Raw genomic sequence first — 19,824 nt, 5'->3', positions numbered from 1 at the left:
ATAAGATGACTGAAAACAGTAATCTCGGTACAAGGTATGTCTCATCTAAATTACAATCACCTTTATTATTTCTGGATGGTTTGCAAACAAGGCTCCATTACTAAAGCCGCTGATGCGTTGTTCTTAACGCCGCAAACAGTAACAGCACAGATTAAAGCTCTTGAGGAAAGGGTTGATGGCAAGTTAACCAAGCGAAATGGCAGAAGCGTAGAGCCAACTGAATTGGGACAGCTTATATATAAGTATGCTGATCGAATGTTTGGTCTTAGCTATGAGATGTTAGATATCGTCAATTACAGCCAACGCTCGAATGTGTTGTTTGATGTGGGAGTTGCCGATGCTTTGTCAAAACGCTTAGTGAGTAAAGTGTTGATGACCACAGTTCCTGATGACAAAAGTATTCACCTACGGTGTTTCGAGTCGACTCACGAAATGCTACTTGATCAGCTCTCTCAACATAAATTAGATATGATTCTTTCCGATTGCCCGGTTGATTCGGGTAAAAGCCCGGGGTTATACAGTAAGAAGTTAGGTGAGTGTAGCCTGAGCTTTTATACCTACAGCGAGATAAACATGAAGTCTTCGCTTGAAGTTTTAGAGGGCAAGAAACTTCTTATACCGGGCAGCAGAACGTCTATGGGACGTAAAGTCACCCAATGGTTTGAACAGCAGGGGATTCAACCCAATATTTTGGGAGAATTTGATGATGTTGCATTGATGAAAGCTTTTGCCCGATATAACCAGGATGTAATTTTTCTCGCACCAACTTTATATATGGACGAATTGAGTGATGGAATGCCATTAAAGCAAATAGATGGTGTATCCGAATTAAAAGAAGAGTATTACGTCATATTCGCGGAGAGAATGATTCAGCATCCGGCAGTAAAAAGTGTATGTGAAGCTGATTTTAGCCAACTATTTGACTAATTACTTTAATCTATTTGTGTATTGTATTAATATCTCTAGATCTTTAATTTTGTTAATCCTGATAGAGTCACTGCGGGAAGAGTTGAAAAAGCGTCTTAACCGCATCTCTGTGATGTACTGAAGTGGAGAAAAATTAATGAACTTACAGGATATGGAAAAGAATTCGCCAAAAGCCGTTGCTTTATTAAAAGCTATGGCTAACGAAAGACGATTACAGATTTTGTGTATCCTGCATGATACCGAGCTTTCTGTAGGTGAGTTATGTCAGAAGCTAAGCTTGAGTCAGTCTGCGTTATCACAGCACCTAGCTTGGCTTAGAAGGGATGGTTTAGTTGCTACGCGCAAAGAAGCTCAAACCGTTTATTACTCACTCAATAGCACAGAAGTAAAAGAGATGATTCACTTACTTCACAAGCTTTACTGTGCTGCTTAAGTCTGAATCAAAGAATTACTAAATTGTAGATATAAAAAAACCGGCAGTTGCCGGTTTTTTCTTGCTTGCATCAAACTCGAATTATAGAGCTTTGATAGCAGCAGCGAAGCGAGACTTATGACGTGCAGCTTTATTCTTGTGAATAAGGCCTTTAGTTGCCATACGGTCTAGGATTGGTGTAACTGCAGCGAATGCAGCAGTTGCAGCTTCTTTATCGCCAGCTTCAATAGCAGCGACTGTTTTCTTCATGTAAGTGCGCATCATAGAACGACGGCTAGCGTTGTGCTGGCGACGTTTCTCAGCCTGGATAGCGCGCTTCTTAGCAGATTTACTGTTTGCCAAGGGTCTAACTCCCAAAAACTTTAGTTCGGTGACAATTTAAGGCGGAGGAATATGCCTCTTTATCGCCTGAATGTCAAATGATTTGTGCAAAAACCGGTCTAATCCACACAAATTTTGGATTAGTTTGGTTAACGCGGTTAAGATGGCGGGGATTCTAACAGTATTTTTATACCAATGCTATTAATTCTGGACCCTAATGCGGCCAGTTTTTTTGGTAGTGATAATTCGAGGTTTACGTGAGTAAAAGACTTCTTAAGTCAGGCTTGGTTGTAAGTACCATGACGCTGGTTTCTCGTGTGCTTGGCCTGGTTCGGGATGTTGTTGTCGCCAATTTAATGGGGGCAGGAGCGAGTGCAGATGTTTTCTTTTTTGCGAACAAAATACCTAACTTTTTAAGGCGACTATTTGCTGAGGGGGCGTTTTCCCAGGCTTTTGTGCCAGTTCTTACAGAGTATCAGGCGAGTGGTGATAAGGAAAAAACGCGGCAGTTGATCGCGAAAGTTTCAGGAACGCTGGGAGTTTTAGTGACCATAGTAACGCTCTTTGGCGTACTAGGTTCGGGTGTAGTCACTGCGCTCTTTGGGGCGGGGTGGTTCATTGATTGGCTTAATGGTGGCCCATCAGCTCATAAATTTGAGTTGGCGAGTATGATGCTCAAAATCACCTTTCCGTACCTCTGGTTTATTACCTTTGTTGCGTTATCCGGTTCGGTCTTAAATACATTAGGAAAATTTGCCGTATCTTCGTTTACGCCAGTTTTTCTTAATGTGATGATTATTGCTTCTGCGTTGTTTATAGCTCCAAACTTAGCACAACCGGAGATCGGGTTAGCCATTGGTGTTTTTTTAGGAGGGATGGTTCAGTTTCTATTCCAGATTCCTTTTCTTATAAAAGAAGGTGTTTTGGTAAAACCTCAATGGGGCTGGCGCGATCCAGGTGTTGTGAAGATCCGTACTTTGATGATCCCCGCGTTGTTTGGTGTGTCGGTAAGCCAGATCAATCTACTATTTGATACCTTCATCGCAAGTTTTCTTCAGACGGGCTCAATTAGCTGGCTTTATTATTCAGACCGATTACTTGAATTCCCGTTAGGACTTTTTGGAATCGCAATCGCGACCGTTATTCTTCCTACATTGTCACGTAAACATGTGGACGACCATAGCGAAGCATTTGCCCAGACTATGGATTGGGGTGTACGCATGGTGCTCCTGCTTGGATTGCCTGCAATGCTGGGTTTGATGGTGCTTGCGAAGCCAATGCTGATGGTTCTGTTTATGCGTGGTGAATTTTCACCTCATGATGTTCAGCAAGCATCTTTGTCGCTAACGGCCTATGCGTCTGGCTTGCTTAATTTTATGTTAATTAAAGTATTAGCACCTGGGTATTACTCGCGACAAGATACAAAAACACCTGTGAAATTTGGCATTATAGCGATGGTGTCTAATATGGTGTTTAACGCTATATTTGCTTATTTTTACGGGTATGTTGGTCTGGCTATGGCCACAGCTTTATCTGCTCTGGTTAATATGACGCTTTTATATCGAGGGCTGCATACTGCCGGTGTATATAAGATATCTAAAGAGACACTATATTTCGTAGTCAAGCTAGTGATATCAGGTGGCGCAATGGTGGCAGTCATTCTTTCCCAGCTAGATGATATGAGTCAATGGCTTGCTTGGGGAACAACGGAACGTATTATGATGTTGGCGTTGATGATAGGTTTGGGTGGATTGACGTATGCCGTTACCGCGCTTTTACTTGGAGTCAGATTTCGTCACTTGAAAGCGGCGACGTAGTAGGTAGGCACAAGCTATCTATTAGTATATAATCCGTCGGTTTCAGACAAGCCATATACTTGAACATAAAACTATAACTAAGTTGGTAGCAGATCCGAATGGAACTGATTCGAGGCATTCATAACATTAAAGCTCAGCATAAAGGCTGTGTATTAACGATTGGTAATTTTGACGGTGTTCACCTTGGACACCTTAAAGTGCTTGCTCAGGTTTCTGAAAAGGCAAAAACGCTCAATTTACCCTCCGTAGTAATGACTTTTGAGCCTCAGCCAATGGAGTTGTTTGTTCAGCAAAAGGCACCAGCACGACTGACAAGGTTGCGCGATAAGCATGTTCAGCTTAGTAAGTTAAAAATTGATCGTTTACTATGCGTTAATTTTAATCATGAGTTTGCGGATATGCCTCCTGAAGACTTTATTGAAAAGCTTCTGGTGGAAAAGCTCGGAGTTAAATTTCTGGTTGTAGGTGATGATTTCTGTTTTGGCAGAAAGCGAGCCGGAAACTTTGAGATGCTTAAAGAAGCTGGAAAAAAGCATGGCTTTGAAGTGGTGAATACCAACAGCTTCTGTGTGCGGGAACAACGTGTTAGTAGTACTGCTATTCGTCAGGCTTTGGCTGAGAATAATCTTGGTGATGCAGAAATGATGCTTGGGAGAGCTTATAGCATTAACGGGCGTGTGGCCCATGGTAGAAAACTGGGTAGACAACTCGGTTTCCCTACTGCTAATGTGCCGCTTAAACGTTGTGTTTCTCCCGTGTGTGGTGTTTATGTCGTTCAGGTTCATGGCCTTGGCGATAAGCCTGTAGGAGGCGTTGCCAATATTGGTCAAAGACCTACCGTAAATGGTGTGCGACAGCAGCTTGAAGTCCACTTGTTTGATTTTAATGCCGATTTATACGGCAAACAGATTGAAGTCGCTCTGCTCAAAAAAATCAGAGACGAGAAGCGCTTTGAATCTATAGAAGCACTTAAAGCACAAATTGAATTGGATGCTGAGGCAGCGAGGGTGTGGCTGCAGCAGCTAGAGAGTTAGCCGACTATTACATCGACTAACGTAATGTCTAACTTCGCCCAATATAATGGAATCAAGAATCGATGACTGACTATAAAGATACCCTGAACTTACCTGAAACAGGGTTTCCAATGCGCGGTAATCTGGCAAACAGAGAACCAGAGATGCTTAAGCGTTGGTACAAAGAAGATCTTTACGGTGAAATCCGTAAAGCTAAGAAAGGCAAAAAATCTTTCGTATTGCACGATGGCCCTCCATACGCCAACGGTGATATTCACATTGGTCACGCACTAAACAAGATTCTTAAAGACATTATTATTAAATCCAAAACACTTTCAGGTTATGACGCCCCTTATATACCTGGCTGGGACTGTCACGGTCTTCCTATCGAGTTGATGGTAGAAAAAAAGTTGGCAAACCAGGCCAGAAGGTTACTGCTGCTGAATTCCGCGAAAAATGTCGCCAGTATGCTGCAGGTCAGGTAGAAGGCCAGAAAGAGAGCTTTAAGCGTCTTGGTATTCTGGGTGAGTGGGACAAGCCATACCGCACAATGGACTTCGCTACAGAAGCAAACATCATCCGTGCGCTGGGCAAAATTGCAGATGAAGGCCACCTTCTTAAAGGTTTCAAACCTGTTCACTGGTGTACAGACTGTGGTTCAGCACTGGCTGAAGCTGAAGTTGAATATAAAGATAAAGTGTCACCATCTATCGATGTGAAATTTGGTGCTGCTGATGAAGCTGCGGTACTAGAGAAGTTCTCTTTTGCAGATGGACATCAGGGTGAAGGCGATATCTCAATTGTTATCTGGACAACAACACCGTGGACTCTACCTGCAAACCGCGCAGTAGCTGTTCGTGCTGATCTTGAATATGTAATGATTCAGGTTGAAGGCGATAGTAAACAGCGTCTGATTGTTGCCTCTGAGCTTGAAAAAGATGTGATGGATCGTGCTGGTATCGAGCACTATCACAACCTTGGTTTCTGTAAAGGTTCCGATCTGGAGCTGGTTCGCTTTAACCACCCGTTTTACGATTTCGACGTACCAGCTATACTTGGTGACCACGTTACTACTGATTCTGGTACTGGTGTGGTTCATACAGCACCAGGCCATGGCCAGGAAGACTTCGCGGTAGGTCAGCAATATGACCTTGAAGTAGCTAACCCAGTTGGTTCAAACGGTGTATTCCTTCCGGATACAGAGCTGTTTGCTGGTCAGCACGTATTTAAAGCGAATGACTCTGTTCTTGAAGTACTTAAAGAGCGTGGCGCTCTACTTCATCACCACGCTTACGAGCACAGCTACCCGCACTGCTGGCGTCACAAGACTCCTATTATTTTCCGTGCGACACCTCAGTGGTTTGTCTCAATGGATCAGGCCGGTCTGCGTAACAAAGCACTTGAAGCTATCAAGGGTGTTGAGTGGATGCCTGATTGGGGTCAGAGCCGAATTGAAGGTATGATTGAAGGTCGCCCTGAGTGGTGTATCTCTCGTCAACGTACGTGGGGTGTGCCAATCGCTCTGTTTGTACATAAAGAAACATCTGAACTGCATCCTGATTCTCCTGCGCTTATCGAAAAAGTGGCTAAGCTGGTGGAAGAAAAAGGTATTCAGGCATGGTGGGATGTCGATCCTGCTGAGCTAATGGGTGAAGCTGATGCACAGAACTACGAAAAAGTTCTGGATACGTTAGACGTATGGTTTGACTCTGGTGTAACTCACTACGCAGTTGTTGATAACCGTGAAGAGTTTAACGGTGCATGTGCTGATATGTACCTTGAAGGTTCTGACCAGCACCGTGGTTGGTTCCAGTCTTCACTGATCTCTTCTATCGCAATGAAGGGTGAAGCACCATACAAGCAAGTGCTTACTCACGGATTTGTTGTTGATGGACACGGTCGTAAGATGTCTAAGTCTATCGGTAACGTAGTTGCACCTAAAGATGTAACTAACAAGCTGGGTGCAGATATTCTTCGTCTATGGGTTTCTTCTACGGACTACACTGGTGAAGTTGCGGTATCTGATGAGATCCTGAAGCGTAGTGCCGATGCGTACCGTCGTATCCGTAACACAGCGCGTTTCTTCCTTGCCAACCTAAGTGGTTTTAACCCTGAAACTGATATTGTTCCAGCAGAAGAAATGGTTGCTCTGGATCGCTGGGCTGTTGGTCGTGCACTTGCCGCTCAGGAAGAGATCATTAAAGCATACGAAGAGTACAATACTCACGCGGTTACACAGCGTCTGATGCAGTTCTGTTCTATCGAGATGGGCTCTTTCTACCTTGACGTTATCAAAGACCGTCAGTACACCGCTAAACTTGGTGGACATGCTCAACGCAGCTGTCAGACGGCTCTTTACTACATCGTTGAAGCTCTGGTTCGCTGGATGGCACCAATCATGTCGTTCACAGCTGACGAAATCTGGAACCAGATGCCAGGCGAACGTGAGAAGTTTGTCTTCACTCAAGAGTGGTTCGATGGCCTGTTTGGTCTTGCTGAAGGTGAAGAGCTAAACAATGATTTCTGGAACGATGTTCAGGAAGTCCGTGGTCAGGTGAATAAGCTTCTTGAAGCGGCACGTAACGAAAAAGTGATTGGTGGAGCACTTCAGGCAGAAGTAACGCTATATGTTGATGATGCTCTGGCGGTTAAACTGAACAAGCTGGAAGATGAGCTTCGTTTCGTGCTTCTGACTTCTAAAGCGGAAGTTAAACCTGTTAGCGAGAAATCAGATGCTGCACAGGCAACTGAGCTTGAAGGACTATTTGTTGAAGTTAAGGCTTCTGAAGCTGAGAAATGTGACCGTTGCTGGCACCACGTTGCTGATGTAGGTACGATTGAAGGCCATGAGAAAATCTGTGGTCGTTGCGTATCGAACGTTGACGGCGAAGGTGAAGTACGTAAGTTCGCTTAATTTTATATGAGCAACTCACTATCTCTAAAAGAGTCTGGAGTTCGCTGGCTGTGGCTGGCGGCTCTGATCTTTGTTCTGGATATCGGCATTAAGTTCATTGTTATGGGCAATATGGGTTATGGCTGGGCGAATCGTATTGAGATCTTGCCTTTCTTCAACCTTTTATATGTCCATAACCATGGGGCTGCATTTAGCTTCCTGAGTGATCAGGCCGGATGGCAACGTTGGTTCTTTACCGCGATCGCTTTTATCGTTTGTGGCATGCTGACATTCTGGATGAGCAAACTACCTGCGAAAGACAAATGGAACAACGTTGCTTACGCCTTTATCATTGGTGGTGCAATCGGTAATGTGTTTGACCGCATCGTTCATGGATATGTTGTCGATTACCTGGACTTCTTCTGGGGAACTTATCACTGGCCAGCATTCAACCTTGCCGATAGTACTATTTGCATAGGTGCAGCAATGATTATTCTCGATAGTTTCCGCAAAGATAGCAAAGCAGACTAATAGCAACTTTACCTAATATCCTTAAGCGCTGTCGGTTGATTCCGATGGCGCTTTTGTCTATAAAGAGCTACTGACTGATTATTACAATAACGCCCAAGGAAGATAACGTGACAACAATAAAAAATGATTCAGCAGTAACCCTGCATTTTTCGATTAAGTTAAAAGATGGCTCTATCGCAGATAGTACTCATGCAATGGGTAAGCCTGCTAAGTTGATCATTGGTGATGGCAGTTTAAGTGATAACTTCGAAAGCCATCTGTTAGGGTTAGTCGCTGGGGATAAAAGTAGTGTTGAACTAAAAGCTGAGGATGCGTTTGGGCTTCCTAACCCTGATAATATTCATCATATGGATAGAGCAAAGTTTGTCGGTGATACCGCCGTTGAGGTTGGTACCATTATGGCTTTCAGAGGTCCTGACGGTATGGAAATTCCCGGCATTATCAAAGAAATTCAGGGTGACTCGGTAACTGTTGATTTTAATCATCCGCTGGCAGGTCAGGATGTCACCTTTGACGTGGAAATATTGTCTGTTGAATAACACTTCAGCAGAAGCATTGGGCTACATAGAGCAATAAGATGAGTGAAAATAAAAAGATATTACTGGCCAATCCGAGAGGTTTTTGCGCTGGTGTAGACAGAGCCATAAGCATTGTAGAGCGAGCTCTGGAGATGTATGAGCCACCAATATATGTTCGTCATGAAGTGGTTCACAATCGATTTGTTGTTGAAGGATTAAAGCAGCGCGGCGCAATATTTGTTGAAGAGCTGAATGAAGTGCCGGATGACAATATCGTTATCTTCTCCGCACATGGAGTTTCTCAGGCTGTTCGTAAAGAAGCAAAATCCCGCTCTCTGACGGTATTTGATGCAACGTGCCCTCTTGTAACCAAGGTGCATATGGAAGTAGCGAGAGCAAGCCGTAAGCATATGGAAGTGGTATTGATTGGGCATGCTGGTCACCCTGAGGTTGAAGGCACCATGGGACAGTATGATAGCGCTGAAGGTGGTATGTATCTGGTAGAAAAACCAGAGGATGTTGAGAAGCTAACGGTTAAAGATCCTTCTAATCTGCACTATGTAAGTCAGACGACCCTATCTGTTGATGAAACTGCAGACGTTATCGATAAGCTACGTGAAGTTTTCCCTGAGATTCAGGGACCAAGAAAGGATGATATCTGCTATGCGACTCAGAACCGACAGGATGCGGTCAGAGAGTTGGCTGATGACGTGGATGTGGTTATCGTAGTTGGCTCTAAAAACTCTTCGAACTCTACTCGTCTTAAAGAGTTGGCGGAAAAGCTGGGTACACCTGGTTATTTGACAGATTGCCCTGAAGATATTTCCCCTGAGTGGTTTGATGGAAAAACTAAAATCGGCGTAACAGCAGGTGCATCAGCTCCCGAAGAGTTGGTAAATCAAATCATTGCTCGAGTGAAAGAGCTTGGCGCTTCAGATGTTGAAGAGCTAACTGGGCGAGAAGAAAACATGTTCTTTGAGGTTCCGCGAGAGCTTCAAGTGAAGAATGTGGATTAGTCGTTTTAGGGATTAAGTTAATACTTCTCAGGTCGCCGTGAATACATCCATGTAGGCTTGGATGCAGCATCCATGCTGCAGACACCTGATAAGCATCAACCCAATCCCTACAAGTACATATAGACTACTTGTGTTCCTCGTTCCCACGGTCCACGTGGGAATACATATCTAGCTAAACGATTCTCACAATCCACTTGACAGTTGATTCGGATTCTATGCCTCACTCAACCATCGTGTTTAGATCTAGGTAATGTATGCATTCCAACGCAGGAGCGTTGGAACGAGCGTAAAGGATGAGAACGATGGCACAAAAAAGGGCTCTGCATTTGCAGAGCCCTTTTAGTATCAGTAGTCAGGGAGGTGACTAAAACTGATTAAACTGTTTCTGGTTTCGCTTCTGGCTTCTCTTCATCCATCAGGTCAGTTTCACCTTTACCTTTAGATGTTTTGATAACGTAAGCACAGATAGCTGCTGCTGCAACAACACCGATGATAGTTGCTGTGGCGATTGGAAGACCGAAGCCTAGTTTCGCACTGCTCATGATGAAAGATACACATACAGTAGTCATGAATAGAGCTGGTACAGTCGCAATCCAGTGTAGTTTGTTGTGACGTAGTAGGTAAGCAGATGCAGTCCATAGCATGATAGTTGCTGTTGACTGGTTAGCGAAGCCGAAGTAACGCCAGATTACACCGAAGTCTACCTGAGTCAGGATTGCACCAATTACGAATAGTGGTACAGCCATCATCAGACGTTTTGGAAGAGTCTTCTGACCGATGTTGAAGTACTCAGCAAGAATCAGACGGCTTGAACGGAATGCAGTGTCACCTGAAGTGATAGGCAGGATAACCACACCCAGGAATGCCAGGATACCACCGAATGTGCCAAGTAGGCCGAATGCTGATGAGTAAACTACGTTACCAGGGCCACCAGCTTTAACTGCTTCCTGAAGACCAGCGATGCCGTCGAAGAAAGTAAGTGCAAGAGTACACCAGATGATAGCGATGATACCTTCACCGATCATTGCTCCGTAGAATACGAAACGACCGTTCTTCTCATTTTCCATACAACGAGCCATTAGAGGAGACTGAGTTGCGTGGAAGCCAGAGATAGCACCACAAGCGATTGTGATAAATAGTGCAGGCCATAGAGGCAGGTTGTTAGGGTTCATGTTTGAGAACATATCGCTAACTGTGAAACCACCTAGTACAGTGTGCTCAGCAGAAACGCCTACCGCGATCATCAGACCAACAGACATGAATACTAGTAGAGCACCGAAGAATGGGTAGAAGCGACCGATGATCTTATCAACCGGAACGATAGTCGCGATGATGTAGTAAGCAAAGATTGCAACAACCATTACAATTTTAGTTACGCCAAGATCAAGCTGTTCGTTTGCAAGGTTAGTCAGCATGCCTGCAGGTGCAGATACGAATACAACACCAACAAGAAGCAGAAGTACGATAGCAAAGATGTTCATAAAGTGCTTAGCACCGTTGCCTAAGTAGCGACCGGTAATAGAAGGAATCGAAGCACCGTTGTTACGTACAGAAAGCATACCTGAGAAGTAATCGTGCACCGCACCAGCGAAGATACAGCCTACAACAATCCATAGTAGAGCTGCCGGGCCGTAAAGAGCACCCATGATAGGGCCGAAAATTGGACCTACACCGGCAATGTTCAGTAGCTGAACAAGGTAAACACGAGGAGTAGACATAGGTACATAGTCGACACCGTCGTTCATAACATGCGCTGGAGTTTGGCGTTTTTCGTTGATACCAAATACTTTCTCAACAAAGGCACCGTAGATAAAGTATCCAGCAATCAGAGCTGCGATACAGAATAGAAACCACATCATAATAGTTGTCCCAGTAAGTTTAATTATATAGTTCAGGGTTAATATTAATTGAGCTAATTGATAGATTCATTAGAAGGCATGGTTAGCGGTGATATTGTGAGTTAAGCGGTCAATAATTCAAATGAGTGGTTTTGTGTATACTCAAAGGAGATATAGGTCACAAACTGCCTCTGAGGTGAAATGAGCTAATAGAATCATGATGTTATACGGTATATGTGTTGTTCTAACCGGGATAGGAAGCTACTCTTATTAAGACACTATTTAGAGTTTAAAGGACAAAAATGAAAAAGATTTTGACGCTGCTTTGCGTAATTCTTCTGGCTGGGTGTACCACCGGATTGGAAGAACTGTCTGAGCAGGGAGACTGGAGAGAGATTGGATACAGGGACGGGGTTAAAGGGCAACCACAACGGAGCTACAGCCAATTGTCTGAATTAGGGGCGGCAAATAAGGCTCAGTATGATGAAGGCTACTTAGAAGGTGTTGCAGAGTATTGTAATCCAGATTTTGCGTATCAAATGGGGCTATCTGGTCATTACTATGAAGGAGTATGTGAAGGTACCGAGCAGGCGCAAAAATTCAGAATGGAGTGGCAACGCGGCTGGAATGAGGCGAACTAAGCTGGGTTGAACAAAGCTTCGAGTCTTAAGTGAGAACATGGGAGTTATCTCCCATGTTCTCACAGGAATTCTAATTTTGATTTTCTGCTGCGGCTCTTAAAAAGCCTTTGTTCTGATCAAGCTGGATTCTGGCGGCTTGTAGATCCAGACCAGTCAGAATCATCAGGATCGTTAGTTTGACGTCATACCCGGTTGTTTTAAGCATGTTGTTGGCCGTATCCACATCACAATCTGTGGCTTGCATAACAATCCTTGACGCACGCGCGGTCAGCTTTCTGTTGGTTGCTTTTACGTCGACCATCAGGTTCTGGTAGCTTTTTCCAAGTCGAATCATGCTTGCTGTGGTAAGCATGTTGAGTATCAGTTTCTGGGCAGTACCTGACTTTAGTCGGGTTGAACCGGTTAATGCTTCGGGGCCTACGATAGGATTTATCGCTATCTTTGCTATATGTGCGATCTCTGAGCCGGGATTGCATGAGATAGCCACTGTCGTAGCGTTGATTGAGTTCGCGTATTCCAAACCTCCGATAACATATGGCGTTCTTCCACTCGCTGCTATTCCAACCAGAACGTCATCTTTAGAGAAGCTGATGTTTTTTAGATCTTCTACAGCGAGAGTTTTAGAATCTTCCGCCCCCTCTACTGCTTTGAAAATTGCGCCGTGTCCACCTGCGATTAAGCCAATAACCATTTCATCGGACACACCAAATGTTGGAGGACACTCGGATGCATCCAGTATTCCTAAACGCCCACTGGTTCCAGCCCCCAGGTAGATAAGCCTTCCACCATTTTGGAAAGCAGTAACAATCTTGTCTACCGCTTGAGCGATCTCTGGCAATACTTTCTCAACCGCTTCGGGCACCTGTTTGTCCTGTTGATTGATTTTTTTTATGATCTCATAGGACGAAAGGAGATCAATATCCATGGTGTCCGGGTTTCTTCCTTCCGATATTAGATTGGAAAGGGCTGATATTAGTGCGTCATTAGCCATTTATTGTTCTCTATTAGTCTGCCGGGTAGATAACTCCGAGAGAAGCCAGCCTCGAAGCGCCAGTTACTTCCGGAAGGTTGCTGGGTAGATTGTGGATTCGCCTTTGTGCAAGCCAGGCAAACGCCATTGCTTCCATATGATCACTATCTACGCCTTTTTCGTCAGTTGTTGCTACCAGCCACTCTGGTAGCAACTTAGTTAGCCTTTCCATCAAAAACTGATTTCTGGCACCACCACCACATACAAGTAACTCAGGTGAGGAACCGTAGCAATATTTATTTACTTCTCTGCAAATTGTTAAAGCGGTGAACTCTGCCAGCGTAGCCTGAATATCCTGCGGTTCAAAACCGTGCTCAAAGCTATCCAGTTGGTTTATTAGCCACGGGAGGTTAAATAGTTCTCGGCCTGTGCTCTTAGGTGGTTCCAGTGCAAAATAATCATCATCCATAAGCTTATCTAACAACTTATTGATGTACTTACCGGAACGAGCAAGCTCTCCATTTTTATCGAACTTCTTGCCCTGTTTGTTATCAATCCAGGCATCCATCAACATATTTCCCGGACCAGTATCGTACCCAAGAGTGGGTTTATCAGGTCTCATGACCGAAATATTAGCGATACCACCAATATTTAACACCACAACAGATGAGTCTTCAGGTTTAAATATAGTGTGATGAAATGCCGGAACCAGAGGTGCTCCCTGACCGCCCAGAGCCATATCTTTTCTGCGAAAATCAGCAACAGTCTTTATGCCCGTTTTCGCTGATATGATATTGGCATCACCAAGTTGGAGCGTAAATGGTTCGTTTCCGTAAGGCTGATGGAAGACGGTTTGTCCGTGGTTTCCTATCGCTGTTATTTCATCTTTATGGTGCCCTGACTTTCTTAGCAACTGGATAACCGCGTCTGCGAATAACTGGCCAAGGTGGTGATCGAGCTTTCCTACCTGCCTTAACGTTGTGTCCTGTCCCAGGCAAACGGTGAGCAGTTCTTGCTTTAGCTCATCAGGCAACGGATAAACATCGTGGAACAGAAGTTCAATTTTTGTGTCATTGATACGGACGAGAGCGGTATCTACACCATCCATACTTGTCCCTGACATCACACCAATGTAGAGTTCACCTTTGTCCAAAATACTCATATCTGGTTTGTCCGACTATTTGATTGTTTTTTAAAACAGAGATACATATTGTAAAGCAAAAATAATGGTTCAACAGTCAGTTAGATTCGATTTTGGTGAAGATGATTCAATGTCAGGAGAAAAAGATGGGACCACTTTGGTTAGATGTAGAAGGTTTTGAGCTAACGCCGGAAGACAGAGAGATTCTGGAACATCCTACTGTTGGTGGTGTTATCTTGTTTGCCCGCAACTACCACGACAATCAGCAGTTAATTGCACTAAACAATGATATTCGCAAAAGTGCTAAAAGGCCTATCTTAATTGGTGTTGATCAAGAGGGAGGCAGAGTTCAGCGCTTCAAAGAGGGGTTTTCTATCATTCCTCCAGCACAGGCATTTTCAGAAATTCAAAATGGGGAAATTGTGGCAAAACAGGCAGGCTGGTTAATGGCAGCTGAGCTTATTGCACACGATATCGACTTAAGCTTTGCACCGGTATTGGATCAGGGACATGCATGCAAAGCAATTGGCAACAGAGCTTTTGGCTCTGATTTTGAGACCATAGTAAAACTCAGCTCTGCGTTTATGTCGGGGATGAAATCGGTCGGAATGGCAACAACAGGTAAGCATTTTCCGGGACATGGTGGCGTAATAGCTGATTCACACCAGGAAACGCCATACGACAGCAGAACGAATATATTTGAGCAGGATATGGCGGTGTTTAAGGCTCAGATTGAGGCTGGGAATTTAGACGCGATGATGCCTGCTCACGTGATCTTTCCGGAGTACGACGACAAGCCTGCGAGTGGTTCAGCATACTGGCTGAAAAAAGTGCTTCGCGATCAACTGGGTTTCAAAGGGATAGTCTTTTCTGATGATCTGAATATGGAAGGGGCCTCCATCATGGGAGGTGCAGCAGAGCGTTCTAAGCAGGCTCTGGAAGCCGGATGCGATATGATTCTGATGTGTAATAACCGACCATATGCAGTAGAAGTGCTGGATAACCTGGAAGTAACAGAGGTTCCATCAGCTCAACGTTTGATTAAGCAGAGTTCTTTTGCCATGGATGAACTAAAACTGTCCGATGAATGGAAGTCTGCCAGTGAGGCAATGAAGCGTATCTTAGGCTAGTTGCCTGAAAGGCTGAGAATAAGCTCTCAGCCTTACCCTATCCCCAGTTTTTCTTTTAGTATCTTCAGATATCTTCGGCTTACCGGGATCTCATGCCCGCTTAGTGTAATGATTTCAGCTAACCCATTTTCCAGCAGTTTGATTTCTTTAATGGATGCAGTATTCACCAGATACTGACGATGACAGCGCAGCAGTTCGGTTTTCTCTTCCAGTGTCTTTAAAGTTAACTGGGTGGTGGCGTTTTGCTGGGAGCTTTGAATGTGTACACCACTTATATCACTGAAAGCGCACTCAACATCTTTAGTTGGGATAATCACAATCCGGTTTAACCCGATACATGGAATTTGTTCCAGGCTAGGTGGTGACAGGGGAGAGAGGTCTTGAGCTTCGGCCTCTTTATTATGCTGTTTTACTATTCTGCAGATGGTTTTTTCTAATCTGCCCGGGTCGACAGGTTTAAGCAGATAATCGAAAGCATTATCTTCAAATGCCTGAATGGCATAGTTATCAAAAGCAGTGACAAATACCACATAAGGCATATTTTCCGGATCGAGCATAGCTAACAATTCAATCCCTGTAACCTGTGGCATCTGGATATCCAGAAACACAATATCAGGCTTCAGGGCATTAATTTTCTTCAAGCCCTCAATCGCATTACTTGCCTGATCAATGACTTCGATTTCCTCATAGGGCTGAATCAGCTCAATTAACTCTTCTCTTGCTAAAAGCTCGTCATCAATAACGATAGCGGTAAACATCTTTACGCCTTATTCCTTGTTTGCTGGTGTGGAATGATAAAACTCATTCTTGTGTACTGCTGTTTCTTGAAGTCAATTTTTAGTGTGCCTTCATGACCGAAATAGCTGGTCAGGCGTTTACTCACAATTTGCATACCTAGGCCCGAATGATTCTCATCAGGTTCCTCATAATTACCAGCATTGTCTTCAACAACGATCTCACATCCTAGTTCATTACATTGGCTGTAAATTCGGACTAGTCCTCCTTCCAGTAGCTGAGAAATACCATGCTTAATGGAGTTTTCGACCAGTGGCTGTAAGGTGAAGCTGGGTATCGTTCGATCGAGTAGAGTTTCCTCAATGTCAATTTCAACCTCCAGACGATCAGAGAAACGCGCCTTTTCTATAGTCAGGTATGCGTTCACGTGTGCCAGCTCTTCTTTAAGCGTAACAGTTTCTATATTTTGCTTTAAATTGCTTCTGAAAAAGTGTGAGAGGTGCTGGATTAGCTCTCTGGCCTTATCAGGATCTTTTCGAATAACAGCGCTGATAGTATTCAGAGCATTAAACAGAAAGTGCGGGTTGACCTGTGCATGGAGTAGCTTGATTTCTGCCTGATTGAGGTGAATCCGTTGTTGTTGGTAGTTCCCATAAAGAATTTGGCTGGAAAGTAGCTGAGCTATTCCTTCAGCCATAGACATATTGATGGTAGAAAATAATTTTCGTTTGGGCTCGTAGAGCTTAATTGTACCGATAACCTGATCGCCTGCTTTTAAGGGAATTATTAGTGCTGAGCCTAGCTTACAGTTTTGAGATATTGAGCACTGATAAGGGTTCTCTTTGCCATCAAGGTAAATTATCTCATTGTTATCCATAGACTTTAAAGTGCATTGAGATGAGATGATCATGCCTGGTTTATGATGGTCGTCTCCAATACCGACAAAAGCGAGTATTTTTTCTTTATCGGTTATCGCTACAGCACCAACATTGGTTTCTTCGTAGATGATTCGGGCGGTTGTCTCTGCATTTTCCGAATTGAAACCTGAAGCTAATATACCAACCGAGCGTTCTGCAATAGTAAGCGCTCTTTTAGAAAAAGTGGCTGAATACTTTTCAAAGATAGTTTTTCTATCCTGAAGAATACTCATAAATAGGGCTGCACCAACAGAGTTAGCGATGATCATTGGGGCGGCAATATCTGAAACAAGAGCATAAGCTTGCTCAAAAGGTTTAGCCACGATAAGGATGATTAGCATTTGTGCAATTTCTGCTACTAACGTAATGGCTAGCACCACTGCCGGGTTAAACAGTTGATCATGCTTGTGTTTCTTAACTAAATATATATGAAGCAATCCACCAATAAGGCCTTCTGCGGTTGTTGATATAGCGCAGGCAACATCCGTAAATCCGCCTAATGTGTACCTGTGCATTCCCCCGGTAAAACCAACTGCAAAACCAACAACCGGGCCTCCAAACAGCCCTCCCATCACAGCGCCAATAGCTCGCGTATTTGCTATAGCGTCGTTAATCTGTAATCCAAGATAGGTACCCAGTACACAGAAAAGCGAAAAAATAACATAGCAATTAATCCTGTTTTCCAGATGAGTGGACATTCCCAGTATGGGAAGAAAAAGAGGCGTTTTACTTAGCATGTATGCCAATACAAGGTAAACACACATCTGTTGAAGTAGTGAAAGGATTAAATCCATGTCGATACTAAGCCTGGGAAAAGGTTCTATTAACTAAATGATAATTTATTTTGCCAGTTTATGATTGACTCTGCTTGTATACGACCGTCGTTTTTCTAAATTTTTCTAAAATCAGCATAGCTAGTGATGATCTTTTTATTCGGAATATTAATAATCGAGGGGGTATTATTAATTAAAAGGAATGTTATGAAATTAGTGCTTTGTGTTTTAAGTAGCCTATTACTCACTGCCAATGTCTCTGCTGCGGAAATTAAACCAGAGAACAATATCAGGTTACTTATCGTTGATGGTGTAGAAACCATCAACCACTCTGATCCTGCTGAACTCAAATCGGGTTTCAATCAAATTGCTATTAAAGTGTTCAAAACGTTTGGTCGAGGAGCCAATAAGCAGATATTTGAATCCGACCCTTTTCTATTAATGTTTGAAGCTAAAGGTGAGGATATTACGATATACCCGCCTGAACTAAAAAATTACGATGCGGCTCAGAGACACTTTAAGCAACAACCGGAAATAACGCTTATCTCAAACGGGAAAGAACTCGTTTATGAATATGCAAAGTTAGAGGGCAAAAAAGGTTTCCTGCCATTCGGTGATCTTGAAGGAGTTGTTGATGAGTACAACAAGCAGAATGGGATTCAGGCTGGTAACGTTGAAAAAACTGCGCCAGAAGTGATTGAAGAGCAATTTGTTCCAACATTTGAGCAGTTAAAGGAGTGGTACCCAAATATGCCGGTGCAAGAGCGTGAAGCGTTTAAAAACTGGGTAGTGGAGCAGTAGCCGTTTTTGGCATTTGAATAAATCAATATGAAAACACTTTTGTAAATATAAATTTACAGAAGTGTTTTTTATTATTTACGCTTGATTCTTTTTTGTGTGCTGGTATCTTGGCCGTAACTTTCGAATTAAACACGCTGATATTGATTTGGTGTGTAAATAAATATTTACGGTAAATTGAGATGCAGAAGAGCGAATTAAGTAATATCAATATTAGTGATGAGCAGGTGCTCATTACGCCAAATGAACTAAAAGCTAAGCTTCCATTGAGCGAGAAGGCGCGTAAGTTTATTCAGGAATCTCGTGAGACGATCGCCAATATTATTCACAAAAAAGATCACCGTTTGCTGGTGGTTTGTGGTCCTTGTTCTATCCATGACATAGAAGCGGCGAAAGAATACGCTAAGCGTTTAAAAATACTTTCAGAGCAGTTGAGTGATCAGCTTTACATAGTAATGCGAGTTTACTTTGAAAAACCACGTACTACTAGGGTTGGAAGGGGTTGATTAACGACCCACAACTTGATGGTACATTCGATATTGAGCACGGTCTTCATGTTGGTCGAGAGTTACTGGTTGAACTGGCTGAAATGGAGATTCCGTTAGCAACAGAAGCTCTGGATCCAATCAGTCCTCAGTACCTTGCCGATACTTTTAGCTGGGCCGCAATTGGTGCCCGCACTACCGAATCCCAGACTCACCGTGAAATGGCAAGTGGTCTATCAATGCCTATCGGGTTTAAAAACGGTACAGACGGTAGTTTAGCTACTGCAATCAACGCAATGCAGGCTGCATCATCCGGCCACCGTTTTATGGGTATTAACCGTGATGGCCAGGTAGCGCTTCTTACGACTCAGGGTAACTCGAACGGCCACGTGATCCTTCGTGGTGGTAAGCAGACAAACTACGATTCAGTGTCGGTTAATGAGTGTGAGCAGGAGATGGCTAAGTTTGGTCTGGATGCGTCGTTAATGGTTGACTGTAGCCATGCTAACTCTCGCAAAGATTACCGTCGTCAGCCGCTGGTGGCCGAAGATGTGATTCATCAGATTCGTGAAGGCAACAAATCAATCATCGGCTTGATGATTGAAAGTCATCTTAATGAAGGTAATCAGTCTTCTGATATTCCACTTGATCAAATGGCATATGGGGTTTCTATCACAGATGCATGTATTAACTGGGATTCTACAGAAACTCTGCTTCGACATGCACATAAAGAACTAGTACCATTTTTGCAGGATCGCCTGAGGTAGAGTCTGTTTTGGTTTTGTCAGGACTACCGGAAGCACTCTATTCCACAAACCGCTGATGCTACATAGGTGTTTGTATGTAGCCAAATCATTCAGGCATGTTTGTTCCATAGAGTGCCACCGGTACCCCTAAAGCACTTAAACAAAGAAATAGACTGTTATT

General features: G+C 43.6%; 17 protein-coding genes and 2 pseudogenes. 13 read left to right on the top strand and 6 right to left on the bottom strand.

Annotated elements, in window-relative coordinates; translation table 11 throughout:
• Positions 1–36 precede the first annotated feature (36 nt).
• On the top strand, positions 37–927 hold the full coding sequence (gene nhaR, locus P7F88_RS23975; protein WP_277828963.1) for a transcriptional activator NhaR: 891 nt from the start codon (positions 37–39) through the stop codon (positions 925–927).
• 136 nt (positions 928–1,063) lie between these two features.
• Complete coding sequence (locus tag P7F88_RS23970; RefSeq protein WP_277828961.1) at positions 1,064–1,360, top strand: ArsR/SmtB family transcription factor; 297 nt, start codon at positions 1,064–1,066, stop codon at positions 1,358–1,360.
• 81 nt (positions 1,361–1,441) lie between these two features.
• Here P7F88_RS23970 and rpsT read toward each other — a convergent pair whose 3' ends face one another.
• Positions 1,442–1,702: a 30S ribosomal protein S20 gene (gene rpsT / locus P7F88_RS23965; protein ID WP_073580153.1), complete on the bottom strand. Its 261-nt coding sequence runs from the start codon at positions 1,700–1,702 to the stop codon at positions 1,442–1,444.
• A gap of 236 nt (positions 1,703–1,938) precedes the next feature.
• Here rpsT and murJ point away from each other — a divergent pair, with 236 nt between their 5' ends.
• From murJ to ispH, 7 genes and pseudogenes are all read left to right on the top strand, one after another.
• A complete protein-coding gene (gene murJ, locus P7F88_RS23960) occupies positions 1,939–3,498 on the top strand; it encodes a murein biosynthesis integral membrane protein MurJ (protein WP_277828959.1) in 1,560 nt (519 codons plus the stop codon).
• Positions 3,499–3,596: 98 nt separating this feature from the next.
• Complete coding sequence (gene ribF / locus P7F88_RS23955; RefSeq protein ID WP_277828957.1) at positions 3,597–4,532, top strand: bifunctional riboflavin kinase/FAD synthetase; 936 nt, start codon at positions 3,597–3,599, stop codon at positions 4,530–4,532.
• A gap of 62 nt (positions 4,533–4,594) precedes the next feature.
• A pseudogene (gene ileS / locus P7F88_RS23950) lies at positions 4,595–7,077 on the top strand (isoleucine--tRNA ligase); the annotation flags it as partial.
• On the top strand, positions 7,066–7,425 hold the full coding sequence (locus P7F88_RS26555; RefSeq protein WP_422128589.1) for a zinc finger domain-containing protein: 360 nt from the start codon (positions 7,066–7,068) through the stop codon (positions 7,423–7,425). The pseudogene ileS and the gene P7F88_RS26555, both read left to right, overlap by 12 nt.
• A 6-nt stretch (positions 7,426–7,431) precedes the next feature.
• Entirely contained in the window at positions 7,432–7,935 is a 504-nt protein-coding gene (lspA, locus tag P7F88_RS23945; RefSeq protein WP_277828955.1) for a signal peptidase II, read from the top strand.
• A gap of 107 nt (positions 7,936–8,042) precedes the next feature.
• Positions 8,043–8,474, top strand: a complete 432-nt coding sequence (gene fkpB / locus P7F88_RS23940; protein WP_277828953.1) for an FKBP-type peptidyl-prolyl cis-trans isomerase — start codon at positions 8,043–8,045, stop codon at positions 8,472–8,474.
• A 38-nt stretch (positions 8,475–8,512) separates the two neighbouring features.
• On the top strand, positions 8,513–9,469 hold the full coding sequence (ispH, locus tag P7F88_RS23935; RefSeq protein WP_277828951.1) for a 4-hydroxy-3-methylbut-2-enyl diphosphate reductase: 957 nt from the start codon (positions 8,513–8,515) through the stop codon (positions 9,467–9,469).
• A 374-nt stretch (positions 9,470–9,843) separates the two neighbouring features.
• On the opposite strand, the gene P7F88_RS23930 is transcribed toward ispH, so the two are convergent.
• On the bottom strand, positions 9,844–11,328 hold the full coding sequence (locus P7F88_RS23930) for a carbon starvation CstA family protein (protein ID WP_277828949.1): 1,485 nt from the start codon (positions 11,326–11,328) through the stop codon (positions 9,844–9,846).
• Between the two features lie 281 nt (positions 11,329–11,609).
• Here P7F88_RS23930 and P7F88_RS23925 point away from each other — a divergent pair, with 281 nt between their 5' ends.
• A complete protein-coding gene (locus P7F88_RS23925) occupies positions 11,610–11,948 on the top strand; it encodes a DUF2799 domain-containing protein (protein WP_277828947.1) in 339 nt (112 codons plus the stop codon).
• Positions 11,949–12,018: 70 nt separating this feature from the next.
• Here the strand turns inward: P7F88_RS23925 and murQ are convergent, their stop codons facing one another.
• Both murQ and P7F88_RS23915 read right to left on the bottom strand, forming a co-directional pair.
• Positions 12,019–12,939 carry an N-acetylmuramic acid 6-phosphate etherase gene (murQ, locus tag P7F88_RS23920; protein ID WP_277828945.1) on the bottom strand — a complete coding sequence of 307 codons (921 nt, stop codon included), beginning with the start codon at positions 12,937–12,939 and terminating at the stop codon, positions 12,019–12,021.
• A 13-nt stretch (positions 12,940–12,952) separates the two neighbouring features.
• Positions 12,953–14,071 (bottom strand): anhydro-N-acetylmuramic acid kinase, encoded by a 1,119-nt coding sequence (locus P7F88_RS23915; RefSeq protein ID WP_277829267.1) that lies wholly within the window; start codon positions 14,069–14,071, stop codon positions 12,953–12,955.
• 134 nt (positions 14,072–14,205) lie between these two features.
• On the opposite strand from P7F88_RS23915, the gene nagZ reads away from it, so the two are divergent.
• Positions 14,206–15,189, top strand: coding sequence for a beta-N-acetylhexosaminidase (gene nagZ, locus P7F88_RS23910; protein ID WP_277828943.1), 984 nt, complete (start codon positions 14,206–14,208; stop codon positions 15,187–15,189).
• 32 nt (positions 15,190–15,221) lie between these two features.
• Here nagZ and btsR read toward each other — a convergent pair whose 3' ends face one another.
• Both btsR and P7F88_RS23900 read right to left on the bottom strand, forming a co-directional pair.
• Positions 15,222–15,947 carry a two-component system response regulator BtsR gene (gene btsR / locus P7F88_RS23905; protein ID WP_277828941.1) on the bottom strand — a complete coding sequence of 242 codons (726 nt, stop codon included), beginning with the start codon at positions 15,945–15,947 and terminating at the stop codon, positions 15,222–15,224.
• Positions 15,948–15,949: 2 nt separating this feature from the next.
• Positions 15,950–17,635, bottom strand: coding sequence for a sensor histidine kinase (locus P7F88_RS23900; protein ID WP_277828939.1), 1,686 nt, complete (start codon positions 17,633–17,635; stop codon positions 15,950–15,952).
• 186 nt (positions 17,636–17,821) lie between these two features.
• On the opposite strand from P7F88_RS23900, the gene P7F88_RS23895 reads away from it, so the two are divergent.
• Positions 17,822–18,415 carry a DUF2057 family protein gene (locus tag P7F88_RS23895; RefSeq protein ID WP_277828937.1) on the top strand — a complete coding sequence of 198 codons (594 nt, stop codon included), beginning with the start codon at positions 17,822–17,824 and terminating at the stop codon, positions 18,413–18,415.
• A 179-nt stretch (positions 18,416–18,594) separates the two neighbouring features.
• Positions 18,595–19,664 (top strand): annotated as a pseudogene (locus P7F88_RS23890) (3-deoxy-7-phosphoheptulonate synthase).
• Positions 19,665–19,824: the final 160 nt, after the last annotated feature.

Origin of the sequence: Vibrio hannami (assembly GCF_029589055.1) — a bacterium.
GTDB lineage: Bacteria > Pseudomonadota > Gammaproteobacteria > Enterobacterales > Vibrionaceae > Vibrio > Vibrio hannami.
Note: the sequence above shows the minus strand (reverse complement) of the source record. Positions and strands in the feature narration are given on the sequence as shown.

Bases quoted from the DNA above. Each gene is read 5' to 3' on its own strand.
- nhaR (WP_277828963.1), top strand. From the start codon at position 37: ATGTCTCATCTAAATTACAATCACCTTTATTATTTCTGGATGGTTTGC.
- P7F88_RS23970 (WP_277828961.1), top strand. From the start codon at position 1,064: ATGAACTTACAGGATATGGAAAAGAATTCGCCAAAAGCCGTTGCTTTA.
- ribF (WP_277828957.1), top strand. From the start codon at position 3,597: ATGGAACTGATTCGAGGCATTCATAACATTAAAGCTCAGCATAAAGGC.
- lspA (WP_277828955.1), top strand. From the start codon at position 7,432: ATGAGCAACTCACTATCTCTAAAAGAGTCTGGAGTTCGCTGGCTGTGG.
- ispH (WP_277828951.1), top strand. From the start codon at position 8,513: ATGAGTGAAAATAAAAAGATATTACTGGCCAATCCGAGAGGTTTTTGC.
- P7F88_RS23930 (WP_277828949.1), bottom strand. From the start codon at position 11,328: ATGATGTGGTTTCTATTCTGTATCGCAGCTCTGATTGCTGGATACTTT.
- P7F88_RS23925 (WP_277828947.1), top strand. From the start codon at position 11,610: ATGAAAAAGATTTTGACGCTGCTTTGCGTAATTCTTCTGGCTGGGTGT.
- murQ (WP_277828945.1), bottom strand. From the start codon at position 12,939: ATGGCTAATGACGCACTAATATCAGCCCTTTCCAATCTAATATCGGAA.
- nagZ (WP_277828943.1), top strand. From the start codon at position 14,206: ATGGGACCACTTTGGTTAGATGTAGAAGGTTTTGAGCTAACGCCGGAA.
- btsR (WP_277828941.1), bottom strand. From the start codon at position 15,947: ATGTTTACCGCTATCGTTATTGATGACGAGCTTTTAGCAAGAGAAGAG.
- P7F88_RS23900 (WP_277828939.1), bottom strand. From the start codon at position 17,635: ATGGATTTAATCCTTTCACTACTTCAACAGATGTGTGTTTACCTTGTA.
- P7F88_RS23895 (WP_277828937.1), top strand. From the start codon at position 17,822: ATGAAATTAGTGCTTTGTGTTTTAAGTAGCCTATTACTCACTGCCAAT.